The 23709-nt window shown below is 46.6% G+C and carries 17 protein-coding genes; all 17 read right to left on the bottom strand.

The genetic code is table 11. The annotated features are described in order from the left end of the window. Positions 1-1902 carry an asparagine synthase (glutamine-hydrolyzing) gene (gene asnB, locus BW972_RS18065; protein ID WP_083674254.1) on the bottom strand — a complete coding sequence of 634 codons (1902 nt, stop codon included), beginning with the start codon at positions 1900-1902 and terminating at the stop codon, positions 1-3. Between the two features lie 35 nt (positions 1903-1937). Beyond that, positions 1938-3620, bottom strand: a complete 1683-nt coding sequence (locus BW972_RS18060) for a GNAT family N-acetyltransferase (protein ID WP_076423150.1) — start codon at positions 3618-3620, stop codon at positions 1938-1940. Positions 3621-3644: 24 nt separating this feature from the next. Beyond that, positions 3645-5063: a GNAT family N-acetyltransferase gene (locus tag BW972_RS18055; RefSeq protein WP_159439871.1), complete on the bottom strand. Its 1419-nt coding sequence runs from the start codon at positions 5061-5063 to the stop codon at positions 3645-3647. A gap of 325 nt (positions 5064-5388) precedes the next feature. Beyond that, positions 5389-7056: a GNAT family N-acetyltransferase gene (locus BW972_RS18050; protein WP_076423148.1), complete on the bottom strand. Its 1668-nt coding sequence runs from the start codon at positions 7054-7056 to the stop codon at positions 5389-5391. Between the two features lie 104 nt (positions 7057-7160). Continuing rightward, a complete protein-coding gene (locus tag BW972_RS18045) occupies positions 7161-8825 on the bottom strand; it encodes a GNAT family N-acetyltransferase (protein WP_076423147.1) in 1665 nt (554 codons plus the stop codon). Positions 8826-8870: 45 nt separating this feature from the next. Continuing rightward, positions 8871-9959 carry a DUF354 domain-containing protein gene (locus BW972_RS18040; protein ID WP_076423146.1) on the bottom strand — a complete coding sequence of 363 codons (1089 nt, stop codon included), beginning with the start codon at positions 9957-9959 and terminating at the stop codon, positions 8871-8873. Between the two features lie 17 nt (positions 9960-9976). After that, positions 9977-11032 carry a glycosyltransferase gene (locus tag BW972_RS18035; protein WP_076423145.1) on the bottom strand — a complete coding sequence of 352 codons (1056 nt, stop codon included), beginning with the start codon at positions 11030-11032 and terminating at the stop codon, positions 9977-9979. A gap of 99 nt (positions 11033-11131) precedes the next feature. After that, entirely contained in the window at positions 11132-12331 is a 1200-nt protein-coding gene (locus tag BW972_RS18030) for a hypothetical protein (protein WP_143732138.1), read from the bottom strand. A gap of 74 nt (positions 12332-12405) precedes the next feature. Further along, the gene (locus BW972_RS18025) at positions 12406-13350 is read right to left on the bottom strand and encodes a glycosyltransferase family 2 protein (RefSeq protein ID WP_076423143.1); all 945 of its coding nucleotides are present in this window, start codon (positions 13348-13350) and stop codon (positions 12406-12408) included. After that, positions 13343-14035, bottom strand: coding sequence for a phosphotransferase (locus BW972_RS18020; RefSeq protein ID WP_159439870.1), 693 nt, complete (start codon positions 14033-14035; stop codon positions 13343-13345). Before BW972_RS18020 ends, BW972_RS18025 begins: the two co-directional genes overlap by 8 nt. Positions 14036-14262: 227 nt before the next feature. Then, positions 14263-14889 carry a hypothetical protein gene (locus BW972_RS18015; protein WP_076423141.1) on the bottom strand — a complete coding sequence of 209 codons (627 nt, stop codon included), beginning with the start codon at positions 14887-14889 and terminating at the stop codon, positions 14263-14265. A gap of 31 nt (positions 14890-14920) precedes the next feature. Then, positions 14921-16360 (bottom strand): lipopolysaccharide biosynthesis protein, encoded by a 1440-nt coding sequence (locus BW972_RS18010; protein WP_083674252.1) that lies wholly within the window; start codon positions 16358-16360, stop codon positions 14921-14923. Between the two features lie 3 nt (positions 16361-16363). After that, positions 16364-17599, bottom strand: a complete 1236-nt coding sequence (locus tag BW972_RS18005; RefSeq protein ID WP_076423139.1) for a nucleotidyltransferase family protein — start codon at positions 17597-17599, stop codon at positions 16364-16366. Between the two features lie 36 nt (positions 17600-17635). Beyond that, on the bottom strand, positions 17636-18133 hold the full coding sequence (gene nusG, locus BW972_RS18000; protein WP_076423138.1) for a transcription termination/antitermination protein NusG: 498 nt from the start codon (positions 18131-18133) through the stop codon (positions 17636-17638). Positions 18134-18319: 186 nt separating this feature from the next. Next, a complete protein-coding gene (locus tag BW972_RS17995) occupies positions 18320-20644 on the bottom strand; it encodes a GumC family protein (RefSeq protein ID WP_076423137.1) in 2325 nt (774 codons plus the stop codon). 16 nt (positions 20645-20660) lie between these two features. After that, positions 20661-21449 (bottom strand): polysaccharide biosynthesis/export family protein, encoded by a 789-nt coding sequence (locus BW972_RS17990; protein WP_076423136.1) that lies wholly within the window; start codon positions 21447-21449, stop codon positions 20661-20663. 555 nt (positions 21450-22004) lie between these two features. Beyond that, on the bottom strand, positions 22005-23546 hold the full coding sequence (locus BW972_RS17985) for an N-acyl-D-amino-acid deacylase family protein (protein ID WP_076423236.1): 1542 nt from the start codon (positions 23544-23546) through the stop codon (positions 22005-22007). Positions 23547-23709: the final 163 nt, after the last annotated feature.

Raw genomic sequence — 23709 nt, 5'->3', positions numbered from 1 at the left:
CTAGGCAGGCAATGGTGTAATGCGCTCATTCAGCGCATCTGCTGGTTGAGGAACTTCCTCCTGCAGGTCCAGGTCTATGAATGTTCTGAACCATAGCTCGAGGTGCACCCACTTCCAGATCTCCTTCGCAATATTAGTTTGTCCTGAGAGGTGCTCCTTATACTTTCGCATGGCAATCTCCGGGTCGATCAGGTTGCGCCTTCTAAAAGAATCGCTGCTCAGGATGCCTTCTACCATGTTCTGCCAGGCAGGCTCTCTGAACCATTCGTCCTGTGGCGTGCCGAAGCCAATCTTATCCTGCCGCATCCTGATTTTTTCGGGAAGCACGCCTTTCATAGACTCCCGGAGTATGAACTTGGTGATGCCGTGGCGTATAGCCCAGTCTTCTGAACTGGCCAGTGTTTTCTCCACCAGACGGTAGTCCAGAAAAGGTACCCGCGCCTCAAGAGAGAAATGCATGGAGTTCAGGTCTTCCCATTTGAGCAAATGCTCCAGCTTATTTTCAAAGTGGTCCAACAGGGCGTCTTTCAGCGAGGTGGAACCATACAGCTTGCCGGCTATACCGTTGGACTTGCTATATCTTTCTACAAAAGCGTTCTGCAAATACCCTTTTTCTCCTACCCTTAACTTCGTGCGCATACCTTCCGGAAGCAGAAAATAGGCAAATGATTTGACACCGTACAGGCTGCGGTGGTTCTTCAGGTAATGGTACATCTCACTGAAGAGCTTGCCGATACGGCCGGAGCGGAGCAGGTCTTTAAAGTAAAAGCCAAAAAAGTAATGATAGCCGGCCAGTTCTTCATCGGCTCCCTGCCCATCAAGTGTCACCACCACGTTATCCTTGGCCAGCTCCATCACCTTGTATTGCGCATAAGGTGAGGTGGATGGGATCGGCTCGGCATGTGTTTTTATGAATTGCATCAGATCGTTTTCAAGCGTTTCGGCATTGGGATAGATGTAATGCATGTTCTTTAGCAGCGGTTTGTACTCATGTATAAACTGCTTTTCATCCCCCGTCTGGCCATTTTGATAGATGGCCGAGAACGTGTTGAGATCTTTTTTTTGATAGCTGTTGAGTAGTACGGAGGTAATGCTGGAAGAGTCAAGGCCGCCACTTAGACAGACACCTACCGGTACATCACTTCTGAGTCGTAAGCCAACCGCCGAAGTGAACAATTCTTTATACTCTTCCGGGTTCTTGAATTTTTCGGCTTTCGCTACTCTCTCCCTTAGATCATACCAGCGGCTTGTCTTTACGTTTCTGCCGCGTACGGTCAGCTTCATGCCGTGCTGCAGCTTTCTAACCTCCTCAAAGAAAGTAGCCTCTGACTGGTCAGTCCTGTTGAAGGCCAGGTAATCAAATATGCTTTGGTAGTTAGGCTTGGGCTTTCCGTCAAGTAAGCTGAGTAGTGGCGGAATCTCAGAGCAGAAAGCAAAATAGTTGGTTGTGTGGATATAGTAAAAAGGTTTGATGCCATACCTGTCTCGGGATGCGAAAACAGTTTTGGTCAAGCGGTCATAAATCGCGAAAGCCCACATGCCGTTAAAGTGGTTCATGCAGTCCTCGCCCCAATGAATGTAAGCGTTCAATAAAACCTCTGTGTCAGTTTTCGTTTTAAATTCAATACCCTCTTGCTGGAGTTCTTCGCGCAACTCCACGTAGTTGAATATCTCGCCATTGAACTCGAGCACGTAACGACCGTCGGCAGACACCATGGGCTGGTGGCCGTCAGGCGAGAGGTCAATTATACTGAGCCGGACAAATCCAAGTCCTATTTCATCTTCTATAAATACGCCATTGTCGTCAGGACCTCTGTGTTTCATTTGTCGCATCATTTCTCGCAATGCAGACTCTTTGGGAGTTTCCTGATTAAAGTTGATAATACCAGCTATTCCACACATGTCTTAAAGGGTTTGTTGTTGGAAACTTTATTCTATTAATTGCTTGAAGCGGGGGTAGAAGGGTACAGTAATTCTAATACTCTGCATACAGCTTTATCAGTTGATTTTGCAACGGCGTAAAGTGGCAGGTCATTTGATACGTTCGAATGAGCGACTATAGCCCGGATAAAGGCGGCTGTTTTTGCATGATCCAAAGAGGGACAGTAAAAACTGTGCAGCACAATTGCCTGTTCGGGTAACTCCAACTGAAAAAAGGTGGTCGGTTTGGAGGCTTTGGGTTCGCTTAACCAGGCATAGCCTAACAAGTGCCCGTTCTTCTGCCAGGTATACACATGCTGACCGGACTCGAGCCTGCGCATCGCATCGATCAGGAACTCCCACTTTGAGGTAAGGCTTTCTGCAGGTGTATAGCAGAGTAAGTCCTGCAATTCATTTTTATTAACAGGTACTTCCTGAACCTCTTTCTGAACAGGCTGCACGGAGTATATACTCAGATCATTGGATTTACTTATACTCCGGATAGATTTCCTGAGCAGCGTTGAAAGACTCTGCCTTTTGATAAGCTTGAATTTTTCTTTCATTATAGCTGTCTCATGGCTCATCTGCTTGATCTGACGGCCCGCTATACCTAGTTTGGGAAGTGTATCCTTCAGGTACTGAGTCAGGTTGTATTTCAGCTTCCTGTTCATAACGACGGCCTTGTTTCCGAAAACCAATTCGGTTGCATGCGTAAAGTCTGTGGCAAGGCTTTCTTTGTATGGATCGTTACCTGGGGTCAGGTCAAAAACTGCAATACCTTCCTCTGCCAGCATCACGCCAAGCATCAGAAAGTGGAGAATGCCTGGCGAGTGTTTCGCCTGCATTGGAGAGTGGGTGTTAATGCCCTGCAGGTGCACCCAGTTTTGCCCGGTCACCCCGACATTAGATGCAATGATGGTATTATCTACTCTAAGCAGGGTGACGTGAAGCAGACCCTCCGAGAACAGCTTTTTCAGAAACTCTTTGCGATAGCCGTCCTCCTGAAAAGCACACTTATTATACATGGCACCTTTCCTGAAATCACTTTGTATGGCAAGTTCATCCAGTACGGAGGAAAACTTCTGCGCATCAGTGACTTTCATAAAAGATAGCTCCCCCTGTCGTTTCAGACGATTGAGTTTTTCCCTTCTATTCTTCTTTCGAAGTTCCTGTGACAGGTTTTCCTTATTCAGGCTGAGCAATGGCTGCTTCACTTCTCTGCGGAAGTACACTTTTTGCAATTCAAGGTCAGTTTCGAGCCACTGCAAGGGTGTGTTGGCTGGCACAAATTTCAGACTGATCTCAGACTGAGGAAACTGCTCCAGCAGATCGTTCAGTGTCTTTTTTATAAAATAAGAATCCGTTTGCTCCCTTGTAAGCCATACCTGATATTCTGCCTGATTAGCTCCGGCACCAACAAGCCGGCCACTGTCATCTTGTGCCAGTGTTAACAGTCCGGTGAGCTTTTCCCCGCAATATGCGACAGCCAGAATAGGTGAATAAGTTGTATGATAAGATTGATACCAGGTATAAACGAAGCCTCTGCTTTGAAAGACAGTCGACCAGGGGCAGGAGGTATAGAGTGTATCCCACTGCAACTGGAAACTTTGCTCAGCGAGCAATGCCAAAGCTTTTTTTCCTGTCAGTATTTTTACGACATCTTCTTGTTGGAACGTAGCTTTCTGTAACAGTGTATTCATAGGCGATCCGGGGTAAGTAAATTATTAACAAGCGCTTTGCCTTGCCAAACAAAATGCAGCTACTGATGGGCCAGTGATCAGGTATATTTGTTTGCCTGGCTGGTTTTTTTCAATTTCTGCAGCTACAGCTTCTATAAACTGGGGCAGCTTATTGTTGTAATCGGAGTGGAAATAAAGGCCGTGAAGCACAGCCCCTTCTGTTGGATAATCAAGCTTGGCAGCATATATGTTTTGTTTCTTAGAGTAACAGCTCATCCAGACACAGGCTTTTAGTACATTGTCCTCGGAGTAGGTATAGGCCTGCTCACCTATCTCAAGCCTATACATGGCTTCAATCAGAAATTCCCAACGAGTTTTTAAAGATTGACCTTCGGAAAAACGAAGTAGGTCTTTTAAGCTGTTTTGACTTATACATGCATACGTGTTTTTGAGAATGGTTATGCTGTTTTTAGTGTTTATTTTATATATTTGTTCTTTTTCCCTAGATATGGTGAATTTCAGGGAGTTGACTAAGCATCTCGTAATACCTTGCTGCTTAAGGAGATGCCACTTGGCTTTTAGCATCTTATTATTAGCTCTGAGTTTCGCTCTGAAAGCTATATAGTCAATGCCGGCTTCTGACAATCTCCCAATGACTTGCTCTTTGAGAGGGTTCGGTATTTTGAAAGTCGATTTATTCCTGCTCAGGATTACAAGGGCATATACTTGGTCCTGTGTGTTGGTCATACGCTTTTTGTATTCCTGGTCTCCGGTAGACAGGTCAAGCATGTGGTACTGCTTATTTGCCAGTTGCTGCGCTAGCATAATAAAACTAATGAAACCGGGAGAGTAGGCTGCATAAGTAGGGGCATGGGTATTGATCCCGACGCCATGGACCCACTTGTCTTTGCCAATTGTAGCAATAAGCGAAGCTACGATTATGCCATTCATTTTCAGCACTGCGACATGGAGCATGTCCAGCCGGAACAGCTCCATCAGGAATTCTTTTTTCTGAGGATCTGATCTGAACGGCAGTGTATTGAGGGTAGCCCCTTTTCTGAAGTCGAACTGATCCATCATTTCGTCAAAAATGTCAGATAGTTGATCGATGCAGGTGATATGCTCGAATGTGACTTCGCCTAAACGCTTCAGCCGGTTACGACATTCTTTAAACTGCTTTTTGGTGTAGAGTTTTGACAATTCAGGGTGTGTTAGGTCCACCAAGGGGCGGTCATAGGTTTTTAGCACAGCCAGATTCAGCCACTTCTTATCGGTTTCAAGCCACTTGATTGGCGTATGCTGTGGGAGCTGGAACAGGCGGATGTTATATCCCGGAAAATGTTCCCTTACTTTATGAAGCGCTAATTTTATGAATGACTCTTTATTATACTCCTCGGCTAACCAGGTATGATAGTAAGCGTCTGACGCGCCTGTGCCGGTTATTTCGAGTTTCTTAAGGCTCATACTCAGGTTCAGTATACCTGTGAGTTTGTTCCCTTTGTAAGAAGTAATCAGGATAGGAATGTACTGTTTCTTGTATAGTTTATACCAGGTATTGGTATAGGTAGTTCCTTGAAACACGGTAGCCCAGTAGCATGATTGGTAAAGTGCCTCCCATTCTGCCTGAAATTTTTCATCTGATAGTATTTTCAGGGCGTCTTCACCCACGCTTATTTCGATTTTATCCTCAATTTCAGGATACAGAACATTACTTCCTTTGTCGGTACAAGTGCCTTTCATACTAAGACGATTTGAGGGTTAAGAGTTTATGTGACGTTTGGGAAAGTGGTTATGTGACTACTTGAAATCCTGACCTGATCAGTGCCTGACTGTTCGGCTTATGTACCGCGTACAGCTTGGGTTCGTTGATCTCCAGGGTGATGATAGAGGTTACATGCTCCAGAAACTGTTCAAATTTGTCGTTCGCCTCAGGGTGGCAGTATAGGTGCATCAAGGCAGGTATATTAGACAGTTGGGGCTGCTGTTGATTTGTGAAATCAGTATAGGCAAACCAGGCGCAGGCCATCAGGCGTCCTTCTTTTGCCCAGGTATAGGCATGATGCCCTGTTTCAAACAGCCTCATAGTGTTTTCCATAAACTCCCAGCGTGTAAGGGTCTCGTCCTTCTCGAAATCGAGTATATCGTTTAAGTTATTCTTTTGAATATGCATCGCTGAAAAGCGACTGTTTGCCTCTAGGTCCTTAACATATAATTGCTCAGGAGAGCCTTTCTTGTCGCTGCTTAATAGCTGTCTGATCACCTTTACGTAGCCAGACTTCTTGGCTCTTCTAAGATGGTTTTTCAATAGGTATACCTGTTTCTTGATCTGAAGCTCTACCGTCATAGGGCGTCTTCCTGTTCTAACGAGGTAGTCTTGCAGCTCTTTCTTGATCAGCCTTTTGAAGCGGAAGCCTTTACTGCCTGTTATAAGCAGTCCATATACTTGGTCATGACTAGTAGCAAGGCGCTCCTTATAAGTGTCACCACCAGGGGTTAAATCAAATACGTCAACTCCTTCATGCGCCAGCAACTGACCTAGATTGAGGAAATGCAGAATACCAGGTGAGTGTCTGGCATAAAACGGGGAATGGGTGTTAATACCTTGCAGGTATACCCAACCTCTGTCTGCTACCGCTACCATGGAACCGATAATATCATCATTCACGCGGAGCAGCGTGACATGAAGCAAACCGTTCTTAAACAGCATCTTCATAAACTCGGCTTTCAGCGGCTTGTCTCTGAACTGATTTTTGTTGAAAAGCCCTCCCTGCCTGAAGTCGTATTGCAGAGCAAGTTCAGGTAGCACGGCTTCGAACACTCCGGGATCTGTCACCCGCTCAAACTTCACAGTTCCCAGCTTCTTCAGACGATTGAGTTTGGTCTTATACTGATTGTTGATACGAAATGCTTTCTCGGCTTCGGGGCTTTTTATCTCTAGTAATGGACGTCTGAAAGCCTGTTTCACACTAAGACTTTGCCATTTGGGGTTCTGGTCGTGCCAGGCCAGGGGTGTCCCGGGTGGCATAAACCGAAACATGATTCTGGCTTTCGGGTAATGCTGGAGAAGTTTAGTAAGCGCATTCGTTATGAAGAAATCATTAGTATCCGGCTCAGCGATCCAACAATGATATTCGGCCTCATATTCGCCTGCTCCCACAATTCTAACGCTACCTTGCCTGCCCTCGGCATTAGATCTGTCTGAGGCAGGAATAGCCATCGCCAGCAAACCAGTCAGCCGGCCTTCTTGCTCTGACTTGAGCAGCACAGGTATGTAGTCGCTTCTGAACACATGATACCATGACACGATAAACTCCCAACTTTGAAAAGCAGTAGCCCATGCGCAGGCCGAGTACAGGTTGTGCCAGGACTCTTTAAATGTGGCATCGTCCAGAAGTCGATATACCTGATCACCTATCAGCAAATCTACTTGTTTAGGTTGCTCAATAAGTGGGGGCATATCGATTGCGCTAATTACATTTTCCATCATCTTGTTGTCTTATAAGGTGTGTAACAAGTAGAGCTACTTTAGCTCAGACAAGGGGTGCCGAGCAGTACTGAAGATTAAGGCAATGGTTCCCTGGTTTTCTGAAGGCCTGCACGCTTCATAGCCTTCGAAAGCAGCTTATCTTGATCAGGTACCGACAGGTATACCTGCGCACTTGATAGATTAGGGGTGATAGCTGAAATTACAGCTGCCAAAAACTCCTTGAGTTGTGCCACTCCAAAAGGATGCACATAAACATCCTGCAGGTAAATGGCTTCTCGACCAGCAGCTATAGCTGCTTCTGTAGCAGTGTCTGTAGCTGGCGTGGTGTACCAGGCACAGTAAAGTAGCGTGCCTCTGTCAGAGATAGTAAAGCACTGTGCGCCCTGCTCCAGTCTTCGCATCGCATTCTCCAGAAACTCCCAACGGGTACACATGCTCCCCTGCATCTGGTAATCAAGCAGATTGCTGAGGCTATTTTTATTAATAGAGAAATCACAGCTGAATTTTTTCAGCTCAAGTGTGGCATGATAGATTTTATCCTGATCGTTGGCCCATAGCTTTCTCAGACCACGAACTATTTCTTGTGCAAGACCACGCTCCTTTACTAAATACAGGTGTCTTTTTAGACTAAGCTCTACTGACATTGTTCTGATCCCCATCTCTGTCATGCGCTGATAGAGCAGTTTTCTGAACTGGCGTTTAAAGAAGTACAGTCTGGAGTTGGTAGTAACCAGTATATGTACCTGATCATGCTGTGTGGCTAGCCGGTCTTTGTAAGGGTCACCACCGGGCGTCAGGTCAAAAGAGCTTATGCCTTCGTGCACAAACTGTTGCGAAAGCATTAGGAAGTGCACATAACCGGGGGAGTAACTAGCAAAAAGCGGTGAATGAAAATTAATGCCGCCTAAGTTAGCCTTGTTCTTGCTTATTACAGCCGCTACAGAAGCGACCATTTCTTCACCTGCCTTCAGCACTGTGACATGCAGCAGTTTGCGCCTGAACAAAGCGAGCAAAAACTCTTTGTTGACCGGGTCGGTTCGGAATGGGTTTTTGTTGTACATCGCTCCCTGTCTGAAGTCATAATAGATCGCTAGTTGATCAAGCGCATCACGGAATGCCGCTTCATCAGTCAGGTGTATAAACTCACCGATCTGATTCATACGACTTACCCTTTTTCTGTCCCTCCTGGATACGGTAAAGTCCGACATGACTACCAGCGGGCGGGTCAGTGGATAGAGTATGCAGGAGCTTTGCCAGCGCGGCTCTGACTTTGCCCAGTCAGTGGGTGTGTTTGGCGGCAGGTGCCGCAGCATCAGGTCTGTGGTTGGGAATTTCCGCATCAGCACTTTCAGGGCGGAGCTGATAAATGAATTGCCATTACTGTCGGAGGCCAGCCAGGTATGGTAATCGGCTTCATAATGGCCTGCGCCAACAATAAATGTTCTGCCGTTTAATCTGTGTAGAGGCAGTGCCAGTGTAAGTAAGCCACTAAGCACACCTTTTGTGTACTCTCTTATAAGGATTGGTTGATAAGCATGCTGGTAAAGCCTGTACCAGGTAGTGACAAAATCAGGACTTTGAAATACAGTGGCCCAATGGCAGGAATGATAGAGCGAGTCCCATTCAGTCAGATAAGTGGCATCTTCCAGTAAGTGCATTACTTCCTCACCAGCCAATAGCTCTAAGTTCTTTTCGCTTTGTCCGATTTTTACATTCTCGTAGGCAATTTCTTCAATCATGATCTAGGGAGTCAGAACAGAGTGGAACATATCAGGTTAAGTTGACTATTCGGTAAGAGACACATTTGTATAGTGCTCAGCGGGCACAGTTTCTTGGCTCAGGTTATAGCGGAGTACCTGCTCTACCATGAACTCCGTGGTATCAATGCATTCTGACACGATCCGGTCCCGCACTTTTTTGAATTTATGCTGGCTGCTTTCGTCTTCCAATATGTGAACGGCCTGGTGAATGGCACGCTGCTGGTCGTCCTCACTTTCGCTGAAGTTGAAGACAATGCCATACCTGCTTTCCTCTTCATCTGTATAGCCCCTGCCGTCATTATCCATGAAAATGGAAGGCGTACCCAGAACTGCCGCCTCGGAAGCCATGGTAGCGCTCTCCCCGAATAGCAGACTGCTGTAGTAGATGGCGTCGTGCATCTTGTCGAAGGGGATGGAGATGCGATACTGCTCCAGGTCTGCTGGTAGCTCTCCTTCGGAAGTGATAAAGACCCGTGCCAGCTTCGAGAGTGCCTGCACGGCTTTTCGCTTGTTATCGAGCGACATACCTGTGTGGTCAAAGTCATGGGCGGCTGCCCAGGAAACAAAGCGCACAATCACATACTTTTCTCCTGCTGCTACCTGCAGCAGCTCCAGTATTTCGGGGTTTGGCATGAAGTAACGCGGGTGAAGATAAGCCAGCTCCATGTACCCCCTGAAGCGCACCTGTTTGTCGCCCAGATCTGTGCGGTAGCAGGCAGGTGTAAATACTTTCGTAGCAAAAGGCACTGTCAGTTTATGATGCAGGGTAGCGTGCTCTGTGTCACTGAACACAAGCGATGGCTTGCCCAGTAAGGCAGCTACCTGAGAAGGGTAAGGGTGCAGGAAGTTCAGAAAGAGATCGGGCTTGAAAGAGGATGCGATCTGCAGCAGTTTGTAATCAGCATACAGCAGGTATAGAAACTTGCCGATCTTGCCGTCTTTGCCTTTGCCTCTGTTGATGTATGGGATCTGGTAAAGATTAAGCAGTCTCTGAGCCATCTCCTTGTCCCGCGAAACGAAGAGAACAGCATGGCCTTTCGCTTCCATCAGACTCGTGAAATTTCTGAAGTAATGCACATGGGCAGGGTGATTGATGTCGATAAGTATCTTCATGGCGGGGGCGGATTTGTTCAGATAGACCGGGTAGGTGATACTGTGTTAGCGGTTACGTTTCTGGTAAGCTGAGCAGCTGCTTCATGCACTGTAGCCGCGGGTATGGGCACATGCTTTCTGTAAATACTGATCACCTTCTGAGCGATGGTGTCGGCGTCAAGGCCCAGCCGCTCGATCCTTTGACGGCCTGTGGTTCTTCTTTTCGTTTGGGCAAATTCCAATGCGCGGTGAATTTTTTCGGCGAAGTCCTCTACCTGGAACGAAGCCAGGTAGCAGCCTTCCGTGTCGCCCATCACCCATCTGATGTCGCCCACATCCGTGGCTACAATAGGGCAGTTGCAGGCCATCGCCTCTTTGATCACATTCGGGGAGCCTTCCATAAACGAGGGCACCACCAGCACGTCTGCCGAATTCATGTATTTAGGTATGGCATCATGAGGGATCGGGAAGGGGTTGATGAGTTGCACATCTGGCAGGTTGAGGTGCGCAACTGCCTGCTGCGCCAGCGGGTAGTTTTTACCGACTCTTTCCTGACTTCCCAGAAACAGAACCAGCTTTTTCGCCGGGTCCAGCCCCAGTTCTTCCCGATAGCCTGCCGGATTCGGAATGAAGGTTTTGGTATCTATCCCATTCGGGACAATGTAGGATTTGTGTTTTTGGTACACATACTTCTCCAGGTTGGGGGCCTTTGAAATGATGGCTCTTACAAAAGGCTGAATAAGGATAGATGACAGCATAAAGAACCTGCTGCTGAACCTTATTTTGTTTACGCCAATATAATCTCCCTGTGCGTCATCTCCCATGAGAGAGAGTATAACCGGTGTGCTGCCTGCGCCCAGCACGGCAGACCATCCTGAAAGCGAAAAATGAGCATGAATAAGGTCATAGCGATGATACTTCAGGTGTTGACGCAGTTGACCGCCTGCCTGCAGGTAGCCGCGCAGTCCTTTGCCCTTGATTGGGAAGTATGCTACCTCTATACCTGCTTTTTGCAATGACTCACCCTGCGCTTTTATAAATGGCGCTACTTCAAAATTTTTAGAATTGCCGCTGCACACAAAAAGTACCTTCATAAAATTGAAATGTAGTATTGAAGAGCTTTGGACGGATTTGCCTAAGCCCTGGTTGAAAAATAGGTGTATCAGGAACTGCCAGGCTTACCTGGGTAAAGCTCAGGCGTTCATCTCCAGCAGTTTTTCCTCTTGAACTGTTTCTTCTTTTTCGGTTTCTGTTTCTTCCACTGGCCGGTAATACTTGATGGCTGAAAGCAGCAGCATCAGAAGCGGGGCATAGGTAAAGGTGCCGATAAAGCGCCCAGGTATTAGCACCATGACAAACATGGCCAGAATGGGATAGTATGCTTTCCTGTTTTCAGGTGTGATCTTGCCGTTTCCGAGCAGAAAGTAGTGCACGAAGAACAGCGTAAACAGAAAGAGGCCAAAGAATCCCGTGCTGTAGAAGATCATGTTAATGTCACTGTGGATGGGACGGTCTCGGCCGAAATATTTTATTCCAAAGCTGAATGTGTCCCACAGTTTGACACCGAACATAAGTTCCAGCGGATCTTCACGCTTATCATGGTAGTCAATGATGAACAGGGTCTCGAGGTATCGGCCCTCTTCCTCGTATGTTTCGAGATCCTGTATCCTCTCGCGCTTCTCGAGTTGCGCCGCAAGCTTGGCCTCATAAAGCGGGTAACTGAAAATAAGGGCGGCAACCAGGCAAAATACCAGTATCACCATTTTGAAGATCAACTGCCGGTTCAACAGCATGTAGACAAACAGCGCCCCGACAGTCATCACAAGCGACGTGCGCCGGGTGATCACAATCAAAAGCGCTATATTGAACAGAATCAAGCCGATATCGAAGAGCTTGATCATGGCCCCTCTGTTTTTATTTGTGAAAATATAATGGACACCCAGAAAGATCAGAATGGGGGCAATGTACATACGGGAAGTACTCAGGAAGCCTGTTGTAAAGGACTCAGCATATGAGCGCCCAACATTGAAAATATTCGCGTAAATAATGTACAGCGGGATCAGGATAAGCAGGTAGCGGTTATATTTTTCAAATTCCTGCAAAAAGTTTCTATTCTCTGCTATCTCCCGCCCAATGGGGATCATCAGCAGGGCTATTAGGATAGCCAGCGTAGTTTTGGCCGATAGAATGATGTCCCCCGGGATATAGATCATCAGTAAACCCAGGTAGGTAATAAGCACCAGAAAGATACTGTCGGATTTGCGAAGGCCCCCATGTGCAAACAGGTACACAAGCATGAGCGAAAGCGGGATAATATAGCGTATCGCCGCAAAGATCTGATCATCTTTGTAGAAGCCGTCGAACATATCAAACAGCAGAAAGAATAGAACCAAACCAATAGGGAATAGCTTCTGATTGACTAAAAAAAGAAGTATAAGCAGTATTCCCAGAGCAATCAGAATCATAATCAGGCAGATAAATAGCGGGGACCGAAGAATCGAATTGTAACGAGCTTCTTATAGAGAAGTAAAATCCTCACGGCAAACAGAGGTGTTCTGTTCAGACAGAATAACCGTACAAACCGTTGGTTGAAGAACTTGTCGTTGTACGTTCTGGCAAAATTAAGCTGACGTTCGATTAATTTGCTTTTCCTCTTTTGTCCGGCCCAGGCGTGGCGCAGGCCATTTTCAACGGCCTTATAAGCAATAAATTTATTCAGGTACATGTCATGGTCACTGTACAGGTCAGACCAGGACTCCTTGCAGGAGTCAGGCTTGGCGATCCTGCTGTAAGCGCCGCTCATCATCATGTTGTAAGTAGCCATGATCTTATGGGTATAAGCCACAGGATAGTGCATAGCTACCTTGCACCACATAAATGAGTCCTCACCGCTGATCATGCCAACCGGAAACAGACCTGCTACGGTAGTGACCTCTTTCCTGATGATGGTGGCAGAGGTCCAGGAGATCATGTTATCCAGGGTCAGGGTGGTTTTGAAGTAATTATCGATAACGCCGTCCGGTATATTAGGGCTCTCTATGAGGATTCTGTCTCCTTTGACACCTCTGTAGGCACAGTTATACATACCGCATTCCGGGTGACGTGCTATCAGCTTGCTCATTTCTTCCAGGTAGTTGCTGTCCCAGGCGTCATCTGCATCCAGAAAGGCGATGTAATCATAGTTTGCTCTCTCTATGCCGTAGTTGCGGGCATGCGACACACCTCCGTTTTGTTTGGAATAAACTTTTATCCTGCTGTCGGTGAATGACTGAACAATGGAGAGGCTCCTATCCGTTGATCCGTCATCTACCACAATCACTTCATAGGCAGTAAAAGTCTGGGCGAGCACAGTGTTCAGTGTTTCTGCGACACTGGCTTCCTTGTTATAAAGCGGTATGATGATACTAAACATTCTGCTTGATAGAGGTGGTAAGGTGAGTTAACACAGCGTTGTACTTGTCTATCTGGCTAGCCGGGACTAAATCTGTTCTTGGAAACTGGCTGGCTTCTCCGGCTATTCTGTTGAGGGTGTAGACTATACTAAGAAGCCCTGGCTCTGTGCTCATGTGGCTAGCCAGTCTGCGGAGGTAGTCGCTGTCTTTTTGAATAGCTACCGTCCAGCTTTCGTTGTGTTTTACGGCTTCAGCAAAATTGTAAAAGTGTATGTAGTCGGTGATAAAGCTACCGCTCCGGTTATACATGCACCAGTCGATTATTCTGATCTCTTCGTCAATCAGTATCATGTTTTCGATGTGCAAGTCTCCATGGGCACTTGTAACGGGTAGTTTTAAGTGACGCAACAGATTGTGGCAAACCTCAATCAGCCGTAAGTCAAGACCCTGTTGCCCTAGCTTCTGCAACTTCATCAGATTATAAGTCATGTGAGCCTGTTGCCACTCGTGGTTCAACGCCTCTTCCAGTTTGGCTGCCATGAACTGCTCCGCCTGCTCCATCCTGGATTCAGGTACAGGTGTGCCCTTCACCATAGCCAGGCATAGCACAAAAGGATTCACCTGTATGACAGTGTCTGACCAGAACTTTGTTTGCAGTGCTTTTTGATTACCGCATAGTTCAGCGTTCTTTATAGCTCCCCCCATTGGCGTGAAGAGTTTGTATGTGGTATCTCTCCAGTGGAATATGTAGGAGTAGCATCTTAAAATCCGGGAAATTGAATCTAAAGAGAATGGCATAAGTAGATGTTTATGATCAGGAAAACTCGTCAGGAATACACTCCAGTTCTGGCAGGTCCGCTGGATGTATGATAGTGAGTAGAATCCCCAATCCAAGGAGTCTTTTACTTCCTCGTATTGTTTTTTAAAGTTTGTCATTTGGTAAGGGTTAAGTGCGAGGCTGGAATTTGCTTATACACTTTCCAGGTGGAGAGCGCCTCAGGATGTATTACGCCTAATTGGGCAGGTATGCTGCTTAACTGCAGTACCTTGGCAATGGCTAACCGGTGTATCCCACCGCCGCCAAATATCACTTGGTTTTGCCGGCCTATATGAATAAAAATTCCGCCCTCTTCATTATAGCTGCGAGGATTCAGTTCCCGCTGTGTTTTCAGTTTACCGGTTGATTTTACATGTTCAAAGAGTTGATCCAGTCGCTTATACCTGGTCAGGATCTCATCCAATGTGCTACACTTGTCAACCGGCTTGTTACGCTGCAGTATGAAATCTAGCATGAACTCATAGATGCCGGTGTCTTCCCAGCTTTTGTTTAATTTCCATCGTTCAATGCAGGCATTATACTTGAAGCGTGAACTTATCTCAGTCATGTTCTCCTCCCGGTCCCAGTCTCCCCCGATTACACGGCCCGAGTCTTTCTGTTTCCAGGCGAAGGAGTAATGGTTAACCTGCATGGGGTCTACAAAAATCAGCTCAGCGAATGCAGGTGCATTGGCTCCATACCTGATTTTGTTTAAAGCACTTCTTATGTATTTTTTTACCATGTTACAGGAGAAAAGAAAATACAGAGTTGACTTAGTACTTCTTAATCAGCTTTATACCTTGTTTTAAATCGTCTAAAAAGAACATTAGATAAACCAGACCGCCTATAATACCCGCAACGAGCAGTTCCACTAATACAGCCATGCCCACCAGTGTGATCAGGTAGATGATGACAAGCATCACAAGTGCAGCCAGTGCTGGGTCTTTTAGCGCATACATTACCTCCAGGTCAGTAATGTGAATGTACTTTTTCATGAAATAATGGAAAGCGATGCGAGAGGTGGTATAATGGATACACACGGCGTATGCCACACCATCTATCCCAAAGTATTTCTGTCCGAAATAGATAAGCGGTAATGCGATCACAAAGGTGTTGATTGTGTTCAGGTAAAAACTCACAGACGGCTTTCCAATCCCTTTGAGCACCTCGGCAGGTGTGCCGGAGATGGCAAAAATCATGGCGGCTACGGATAGTATGCGAAGTGGGGAAGCCGCCTCCAGCCATTTGGCACCGAAGAAGAACAATACGATCTCCTCTGCCAGTCCGATGAAGAGGACTGAGATCGGAAACGTAATGATCGCCGTCATCCGCATGGTTTGCAGGTAGTACATTTTGATCTTCTCCGGATCGTCCTGCAGCTTGCTGTACACTGGGAAGAACACTTTGTTGAAGATGGAGTAAAGCTGTGACTTCAGCGTTAGGCTCAACATGAATGCCAGGGTATAGATACCGAGCAAATGTGAGCTGACCAGCTTGCCAATAATCAGGTAGTCCAGGTTCTTGCGGAGGAAGTGTAGTACGTTGTTGAGCTGTGTGTAAACGCTATACCCGGCCATGTCCAGCAATACATCTTTGCGAAACACAAACTTCGGAGACCAGCCAACTTTCACCCAGTAGGAGACCAGGATCACGCCTGATCCGGCTATGTATTTTGTAACCAGACTCCATACGCCAAACCCCAGCAAAGCCATGACAACAGCAGCTACTGAACTGATAGCAGTGCCCAGGAAGGTGATGGTCACAAGAGACTTGAAGTTCAGCTTCCGGGTGAGGATCACCCGCGGGATGATCGACGAGATATTGAAGAACAGGTATATGCTCAGTGCGTTCAGAATAGGTACTAAACGGGGTTCGTTATAAAAGGCGGCTCCCGCCGGTGATATGAACAGAAAGAAGCAGAGCACAAGCAGAAGCGAAACGACAAGCAGAAACCACAGCGCACTTGAGTATCGAACCTCGGTCAGTTCGTCTTCTTTTTTTTGTATAAGCGCATTGTAAAGACCCATGTCCGAAACCACTTCCAGAATGCCCACCACCAGCATGGCCATACCCACGATACCATAAGCCTCCGGAACCAGCAGCCTGGCCAGGATCAGCATTACCAGAAAGTCAGTACTTTTGGTGGCAACCACACTGATCGTGTTCCACTTTATACCAGATAGTACCTTACCCCTCATGCCCGCTAATGCCATAGTCTAGTTGAATTGCGCTGTTAACAGATTGTCGTATACTTTGCGACTTTTATATATCTCAGAAATGATGGCATCGGCCGCTTCACTTATGGAAAGGTGAGAAGTGTCGATGCCGATGTACTGCCCTGCGGAAACCAGCTCTGCCACTTTCCTGAATTTATTTATATCAATCCGGCTTCTCTCTAAAGTATTCTCGGCTGGTTTCCTTGCTACCAGTACCTCCGGAGAGGCATATAGGAAAAACACAAGGTCAGGTGTCGGCAGGATGGAGCGGTAGAGCAGATTTTTCCCCATGCCTTTGTCCATCAGGAAGGCTCCCGGTACGCGGTCAATCAGCACAATGCTATACCTTGATCTAAGCTTAACCGGCAACTGGCGAAGCAGGAGTTCAGCCGGCAGCACCACAAATGACTTCAGAAAACTGAAAGCCTTGTCAAGCACTTTGGGTTTGAGCCTTTTGTTGTAAACCAATTTTACCCAGGGTGAAGTCCAGCCGTTTTCTCCCATGCCCAGGTATAGCTTGTTTGTTTTGAGGTTCAGCTTTTGCTCTACAGCCTCTATCAGTGTGGATTTGCCTGCACCGTCAGTACCCAGAAAGAGCACCTTCATGCCATAGCCATACCTTCTGAACTTACTATTATACACCATCCTTCTACGCTGCTGGCTGAAATAGGGGCGAAGCATTGCTTTGAGCTGCTCTGTGTTATGGGGGAAGCCCTGGCTGAGCCATCTCTGTAGGCCGGCTACCATTTGGCTGAGTTGTGCTGTTAGCTCAGCCTGGTACATGCTGATGTACTGGCTCAGGTATACCTGATGCTTTGGCTCCAGTCTGCCCCTTTCCCTATAAGCCAGGTGCGCTGCATATAGCAGAATCGCATCCACTCCATTTGGTCTGTACACCCCTTTGGCGTTAAGCACAGCAGCTGAAAGTGCCTGATCCATGTTGGAGTAGGTATAGCATTGGTCTTCGCCATCGGCAAAGGTTAAACTGTACTTCACATCCAGGTATAGCTCAGACTGCGGGGAATAGTAAAAGTGGTGATTGGTATGATAACTTGGCTCTTTTCTTTTGAACCAGCCTAAGGTGCGCAACCGCTTCTCAAATTCACTTTTGCTTTCAGGGGCGACAAACAGATCGATATCGCCGGACTGAGACTCAGATTCAAAATCTGAAAGCAGAAAATAGCTGATGCCATCTTCGTGCAGCGTACGGAATAAGGTCTGTAATGTAGTGTTCATTGACTTTCTGAAAGAATAAGGAATATCGGTAATGTGCTAGGCGAGTACTTTGGTGACACTGGATTTTTCAAGATTGGCGTACATGACATACCCAAGGGATGGCAGTGCAACACGCACGGTGTTGTTCTTAATGGCAACCACAGTGCCTTCTTTGTCCTGCAAAAAACCCCTGGATACTTTCACCGGATCGTTGACGCATACACTTGTTTTCTCGAGCTGCACATTGCTGTGCTCGTTCAGGAAATTTCGGATCGCTTCTATTTCTTCGTCTCTGATCACAGCCGGCTTGCCCAGCCAGTGCACCAGGTTGATTACACCATCCACTTCCTTTACTTCCCGGATTTGCTTATCGGATAGATGCACGAATACATAAGAGGTAAAGAGGGGTTCGTGCAGCACTTTCTTCCTGTCGCTCCACTGGCGGGTAACCTTGTTCAGTGGGCAGTAGCTCTGGATTTCTTTCAATGTAAGCAAGTCTGCTACTTTCTTTTCCCAGCGAGGCTTAGTGTAAACGGCATACCATCTTTTTTCCATCACATCTTCGTTTTTAAGCTAATCTTTTGAATCAGGATATGGCTTCGCCTACCTCAGTCCCATTTCGGTGACCGGGAAAAACTTTAAGCCATACTTATTTCAGGCAGGAGAAAAACCCCCGTGTGTGTTTGCTGTGCTTTTGACTACTACAAGGTATCCTAACGATGGATCATCGCAGACACGCTGTCAGGCTTTTGTACCTATGGATCTGGTTCTATACACCTTGTCGCTATACCTGCTTTCGTAGCCGTAGCCATATCCATAGCCGTACTGGCCTTTCACAAAGCCTCTGGCTTTCACCCCGTTGAATACAATAGCCACATTGTGCAGAGTGCTCAACTTATTGTTTTGCGCCAGGCGCTGTACCAGGCTTTTTGGGGTATAGGCATGCCGCATAACAAGCAGCGTAATATCACAATACTGCGAGAGCAGATAACCGTCAGATACCAGATCAACAGGAGGCGTGTCAATGATCACGTAGTCGAAAGCTTCTTCTAAATAAGAGAAGAATACCTCCAGCTTTCCGTTCAGCAAATGTTCTGTATGATCACCGATGTCTATGCCTGCCGGTACAATACTTAGGTTTTCGATAGAGGTACTCTTGATAATATCATCCGGTTTTAAGTCGCCGATCAGGTACTCAATGATGCCCGGGTGTTTGTAGCTGTCAAAAAGCGCTGAAGTGGTAGGATTTCTTAGGTCAAAGTCCAGTAGCGCCACCTTTTTCCCAGATGAGGCAAGGCTGGATGCCAGGTTTGTGCTCACAAAGCTTTTGCCCTCGCCAGGTATGCTGGAGGTGACCATGATTTTCTTCTTCGTAAATGTTCTTCCGTAGAGCCCCATCGTCACCCGAAGCTGTCGGAACTGCTCTACATCTGCTGCCTCGCTTGGCTCTATGAACATGCCATTGTTTTGCTGTTTCACGCTTGACAGCTCAGCCACGATTGGCACATTGGTATAAGCCTCAATTTCAGATCTGAATAACAGTTTGCTGTTCAAGATCTCTCTGCTGGAGACAATGGCAATGCCGATGATCAGAGATAAAACAAAGGCAGACAAATAGGCCAGCAGGGGCCGTGGACTGATAGGTCCTCTGGATGACTGAGCCAAATCCACGATGCGGATATCTTCTGAAGTAGGAGCGGAGGACAGTACAGTTTCTTCACGCTTCTGCAGTAGGAAACTGTAGGCATTGTTTTTAATAAGCTGCTGACGACTTATCTCGAGCAGCTCTCTTTCCTGGTGCGGAATCGTTTGTAGCACAGAATTATAGCTGTTGTTAGTGGCAACCAATCTTGACCTGCTGGTGATCAGGTTGTCACGCTGGTTACGCAGGTTTTCCAGTATACCCGGTCTCAGGTTGGCTATTTCCTCTCTTACCGATATCAGCATAGGGTTGTTCTCGGCCGTAGTCCGGCTTAGCTGCTGGTATTGCGTTTCTGCCAACTGCAGTTTCTGAAGCAGCTGCGACAGCACTGGGTCGTTCACACCGAGCGTGGAAGGAACTACCCCCGAAAGGCCTTCTTTAGAGATCACATATTTCTCGATCTTATCAAGTACTGCCAGCTGTATGTTGATCTCTGAGATTCTTTTGTCGTTGTCGCCTACACTCTGCAAAAACAAGCGGCCTTGTTCTGTCAGGTCGATAGCTCCTTTAGAGGATCTGTATTTCACTATGCTGTTTTCAAGCTCCTCCAGCTCACTTTCAATCAATCGAATCCTGTTTTCGACAAAATCCAGGGTTTGTGATGCAAGCTTGTTCCGGTCGGTCATAATGGCCTGTTGGTAAGCGTGAATCAGCGAATTGAGGATGTCCTCGCCTCGCTCCGGCACCTCATCCTCAATATATAGGGTAATAACACTTGACATCTTGCCTGGTGTTTCGATGCTAATGGTCCGCAGCAGTTTACTCACCTCTTTTTTAGGACTTGAAATAGAGAAGTAGAGGGGAGAGGTCGCTATATCATTCTTCTTCTCATTTTTAGAGAAAAACATTTCACCGTAAGGTGTTTTCACCCATCTGTTAAGTGGATAATCTACATCATCGATTTTCACCAGTTGCTTATTGTAATCAAAGGTGAAGTACACGGCAGGTTGTTCGGCAACGTCGTAGGGAGACTTGAGCTTGATGTTGATAGGAGAGGTGTTGTAAGCAGAGGTAGATTTGAATTTGCCTTCTTCATATATTGAAGCATATAGGTTAAGATCCTTCACTACCTCATGCATGAGGAAATGTGAGCTTAGTACATTTATTTCGTTTTCAACGATTTTGTTGGTTGTGAAGGCATCAATAGACTCCGTCATTTTGGAGTCATTCACCCCTTTTTTCTCATCTTTTACAATAATAGATGCCGAGATAGCATAGGTAGGCACAGCGTAGTAGCGCAGGTATGCCCATGCTCCCAGAGAGCATATTGCAAATAGCACCACAAAAAGAGGCCAGAAGGGCAGGAACTTAAAAACGAGGGCAGCCCCTAGGTTATCTTCAACATTTGACCTTTTATTCTCCATAAACTTATTTTGTAAATTACCTCGTTAAGCGATCAATACTCACAACTACAAATGTCAGAGAGCTCAGCACGAGCGGCAGCCACTGTCTGGTAGCACTGGCGCTTGCTATTTTAGCTCTGTTCGGCTCTACATAAATAATGTCATTGGATCGGAGGTAATAGTAGGGGGATTTGAAGATCTCATCTGTCGTAAGGTCAAGCCTTACCAGTTTTTTTACACCCGCTTCCTCTCTGATCAACAGCACATTATGGCGGCTCGCGAATATGGTGAGGTCACCGGCCAGACCGAGTGCCTCCAACAGTGTCAGTTTTTCGTTTGGAACCGTGAGCACCGAGGGGCGTGACACCTCACCCAGTACTGAAACTTTATAGTTGAGGTACCTGACATCCACGATTGGGTCCTTCAGCAGTTTACGGCTCTCTATTTCTCTTTTAATACCTTCCTGAAATTCCTTTTTGGTTAATCCGGCTGCTTTGATTCTGCCCAGGAAAGGGAACTGTATATAACCCTCCGGATCAACGAGGTAGCCTGGTGACTGTGCTATCGTATTGGTGGCGCTGGAAGCTCTGAAGCTGTTCTCAGAAGAGGCATTAAATATTTCAGTTGCAGTTGGGTTTAGGCTGCTGACTGTGATATTAAGTAAGTCATTAGGCTGAAGGATAGGCTCCAGGCTTTCTGCTTTACTTATGATCTCAGACGTGGAAACGTTATCGAAATATACTGCATGATTGGTAGAGGCGCAGGAGGATAAAAGAACACAGCATACCAAGATAAAAACAAATGCTTTTACTTTATAGAGCTTCATAAGGGTTAATGGGAAAAGGTGGTATTAAATTGTCATGCACAGAAGTAAGTTTATTGTCAAGTTTTGATTGAAATAGTTAAAATTAATAGTGTTCAATTACAATACGGAAACAATATATTCAAGTTGCTTGCATAACTGTTCTGGTAAAAAAAATATTTTGAGGGGTTAACGGACATAATTTAAGGGTAAAAATTAGTAGTCATATTATATATAATAATAGTTATAGAATCTAGTTTTGTATTAATTAAAATTAGTAAAGTTATAAAGACTGTATTTGTAATACGGTTAGTATTAGAAAAAAGCTATTCTAATTGCTTGATTTTAGTGAAAGTTTTTAATCGAAATTTGATAATTTTTATCTGAAAGGGATTTAATTGAAACTCCTTAGTGAGCAAGCGGAGCTAAAATCAGAAATGGAGAGGCAAAATATAGAGACAGACATACCTGCTTAAGATAAGCAGCTCATTAATAAAGCTACTATCTATCAAGCCAGTTATAACTGACAGCAGGGAACTAATGGATATTCGGATTAGGAGCTTTACGTCCTGCTAAAGACTATTTTGTGAGTACGAGGCCTGCACCTGAAGAAGTTGCTTTTTCACCCTCTCTCACAACCTTCCCATTCACCACTATATACTTAAACCCACTGGCCTCCTGGTGCGGGTTTTCATAGGTGGCGTTCTCCTTTACTTCCTCCGGTCTGAACAGCAGCAGATCCGCTTTATAGCCCTGCTTAATTAAGCCACGGTCTCGCAGGCCAATGGTCTCAGCGGACAATCCCGTCATTTTATGCACAGCTTCCTCTAGTGATAGTAGTTTTTTCTGCACCACGTAGGTCTCCAGTATACGGGCAAAGGCTCCAAAGCTGCGGGGGTGGCGCATGGTGGGGCTGCCGTCTGTGCAGACCATCACATGAGGGTCTTTCAGAAAGGTCTCCTGCAAGGTTTCGTCCATGATAAAGTAAGCACCGTCAGCACCGTAAGGCCCGATATCTTCCATTAGTGCCAGCTCGAAGGGTTTGTTCAGTTCCTCGGCCACCTGTTGCAGTGTTTTACTTTTATAGGGGCCGGAGCCGATCAGGGTCGCTTCCGGTCCGTTACGCTGTATGATCTTGTTGCGCAGGAAAGTGGCAAGCTCCTGGCGGCGGGTCTTCAGCACTTCCTGGTAGTCATGAGGCTTTTTCGCCCAGTCTGGAAAGAGGATGGCGATGCCGGTGTAGCTGGCGGTGTAAGGATAAAAGTCGGCTGTCACCTGTATACCTTGCTGACGGGCAGAATCCAGCACCTGCAGCACACGGTTGGCACGCTTCTCACCCTTACCATACACTACTTTAATGTGCGACACGTGCACCGGACAGTACCTGCCCTGTTCCAGTAACTCGCGTATGGAGGCCTCTACAAAGGCGTCGTCCTCGTTGCGCATGTGGCTCATAATAATACCTCCTTTATTACCCACAATTTCAGCAAGCCTGTTCAGCTCAGCTGGGCGGGCGTAGTAGCCGGGGTTATACTCGAGACCGGTAGTCATACCGAAGCAGCCTGCGTCGAGTGCATCTGTGAGGAGCTGTTCCAGTTTGGCCATACCATGCTCTGATGGGATGGAATCGTACTCAATACCCGACAGCATGCGCAGGGTATTATGACCGGCAAACATGGCCACGTTTACACCGAGCTCTTTCCCGTCTACTTCACGCATCCATTCTTTCAGGTTTTCGCGCTGGGGACTGAAGCCGTCCTGGCCCAGGCAGATCGTCGTGATCCCCATCGAAAGGAAGTTGGAAAAGTCAGGGGTCTCAAGCGGATCGCCGTGTGCGTGCGTGTCAATAAAGCCCGGTGTCAGGTATAGGCCAGCGGCATCGATGGTGCGATTGGCTGTGTAAGTTTTGGAGGTATCCGTATCGATCAGCGCAATGGAGTCGCCGTTTATCAGGACCTGGGCCGCATAAGCGGCACTACCGGTACCGTCTATCACCATGGCATTGCGGATCAGCAGTTCATACCGGTTTTGATCAGAAGCGACCTGCTGACAGGATGCGAATACGAGCGATGCAAGGACTAACGTGGCAAACAGGGCGGCGTGACGATACAGTTTTTCCATGCTTAAAGATAATTTATTAGCAATGAAAAGCAATGCATTTCCTGTTTCGTTTGCACCTCTGCTGTAGAAAACTACCAGACCTTGAAAATATTTTTTCTTCATTCTTGTAAATTTTTTCAAGAATCAGGTGTGGATGTAACTTGCTGTAAACCAATGTTGTACT

The sequence above is a fragment of the Pontibacter lucknowensis genome, from assembly GCF_900156415.1.
In the GTDB taxonomy this organism is placed as follows: Bacteria; Bacteroidota; Bacteroidia; order Cytophagales; family Hymenobacteraceae; genus Pontibacter; species Pontibacter lucknowensis.
This window is presented reverse-complemented; position numbering and strand designations above follow the sequence as displayed.

Bases quoted from the DNA above. Each gene is read 5' to 3' on its own strand.
- asnB (WP_083674254.1), bottom strand. From the start codon at position 1,902: ATGTGTGGAATAGCTGGTATTATCAACTTTAATCAGGAAACTCCCAAA.
- BW972_RS18060 (WP_076423150.1), bottom strand. From the start codon at position 3,620: ATGAATACACTGTTACAGAAAGCTACGTTCCAACAAGAAGATGTCGTA.
- BW972_RS18055 (WP_159439871.1), bottom strand. From the start codon at position 5,063: ATGAGCCTTAAGAAACTCGAAATAACCGGCACAGGCGCGTCAGACGCT.
- BW972_RS18050 (WP_076423148.1), bottom strand. From the start codon at position 7,056: ATGCCCCCACTTATTGAGCAACCTAAACAAGTAGATTTGCTGATAGGT.
- BW972_RS18045 (WP_076423147.1), bottom strand. From the start codon at position 8,825: ATGATTGAAGAAATTGCCTACGAGAATGTAAAAATCGGACAAAGCGAA.
- BW972_RS18040 (WP_076423146.1), bottom strand. From the start codon at position 9,959: ATGAAGATACTTATCGACATCAATCACCCTGCCCATGTGCATTACTTC.
- BW972_RS18035 (WP_076423145.1), bottom strand. From the start codon at position 11,032: ATGAAGGTACTTTTTGTGTGCAGCGGCAATTCTAAAAATTTTGAAGTA.
- BW972_RS18025 (WP_076423143.1), bottom strand. From the start codon at position 13,350: ATGTTTAGTATCATCATACCGCTTTATAACAAGGAAGCCAGTGTCGCA.
- BW972_RS18020 (WP_159439870.1), bottom strand. From the start codon at position 14,035: ATGGGGGGAGCTATAAAGAACGCTGAACTATGCGGTAATCAAAAAGCA.
- BW972_RS18015 (WP_076423141.1), bottom strand. From the start codon at position 14,889: ATGGTAAAAAAATACATAAGAAGTGCTTTAAACAAAATCAGGTATGGA.
- BW972_RS18010 (WP_083674252.1), bottom strand. From the start codon at position 16,360: ATGGCATTAGCGGGCATGAGGGGTAAGGTACTATCTGGTATAAAGTGG.
- BW972_RS18005 (WP_076423139.1), bottom strand. From the start codon at position 17,599: ATGAACACTACATTACAGACCTTATTCCGTACGCTGCACGAAGATGGC.
- nusG (WP_076423138.1), bottom strand. From the start codon at position 18,133: ATGGAAAAAAGATGGTATGCCGTTTACACTAAGCCTCGCTGGGAAAAG.
- BW972_RS17995 (WP_076423137.1), bottom strand. From the start codon at position 20,644: ATGGAGAATAAAAGGTCAAATGTTGAAGATAACCTAGGGGCTGCCCTC.
- BW972_RS17990 (WP_076423136.1), bottom strand. From the start codon at position 21,449: ATGAAGCTCTATAAAGTAAAAGCATTTGTTTTTATCTTGGTATGCTGT.
- BW972_RS17985 (WP_076423236.1), bottom strand. From the start codon at position 23,546: ATGGAAAAACTGTATCGTCACGCCGCCCTGTTTGCCACGTTAGTCCTT.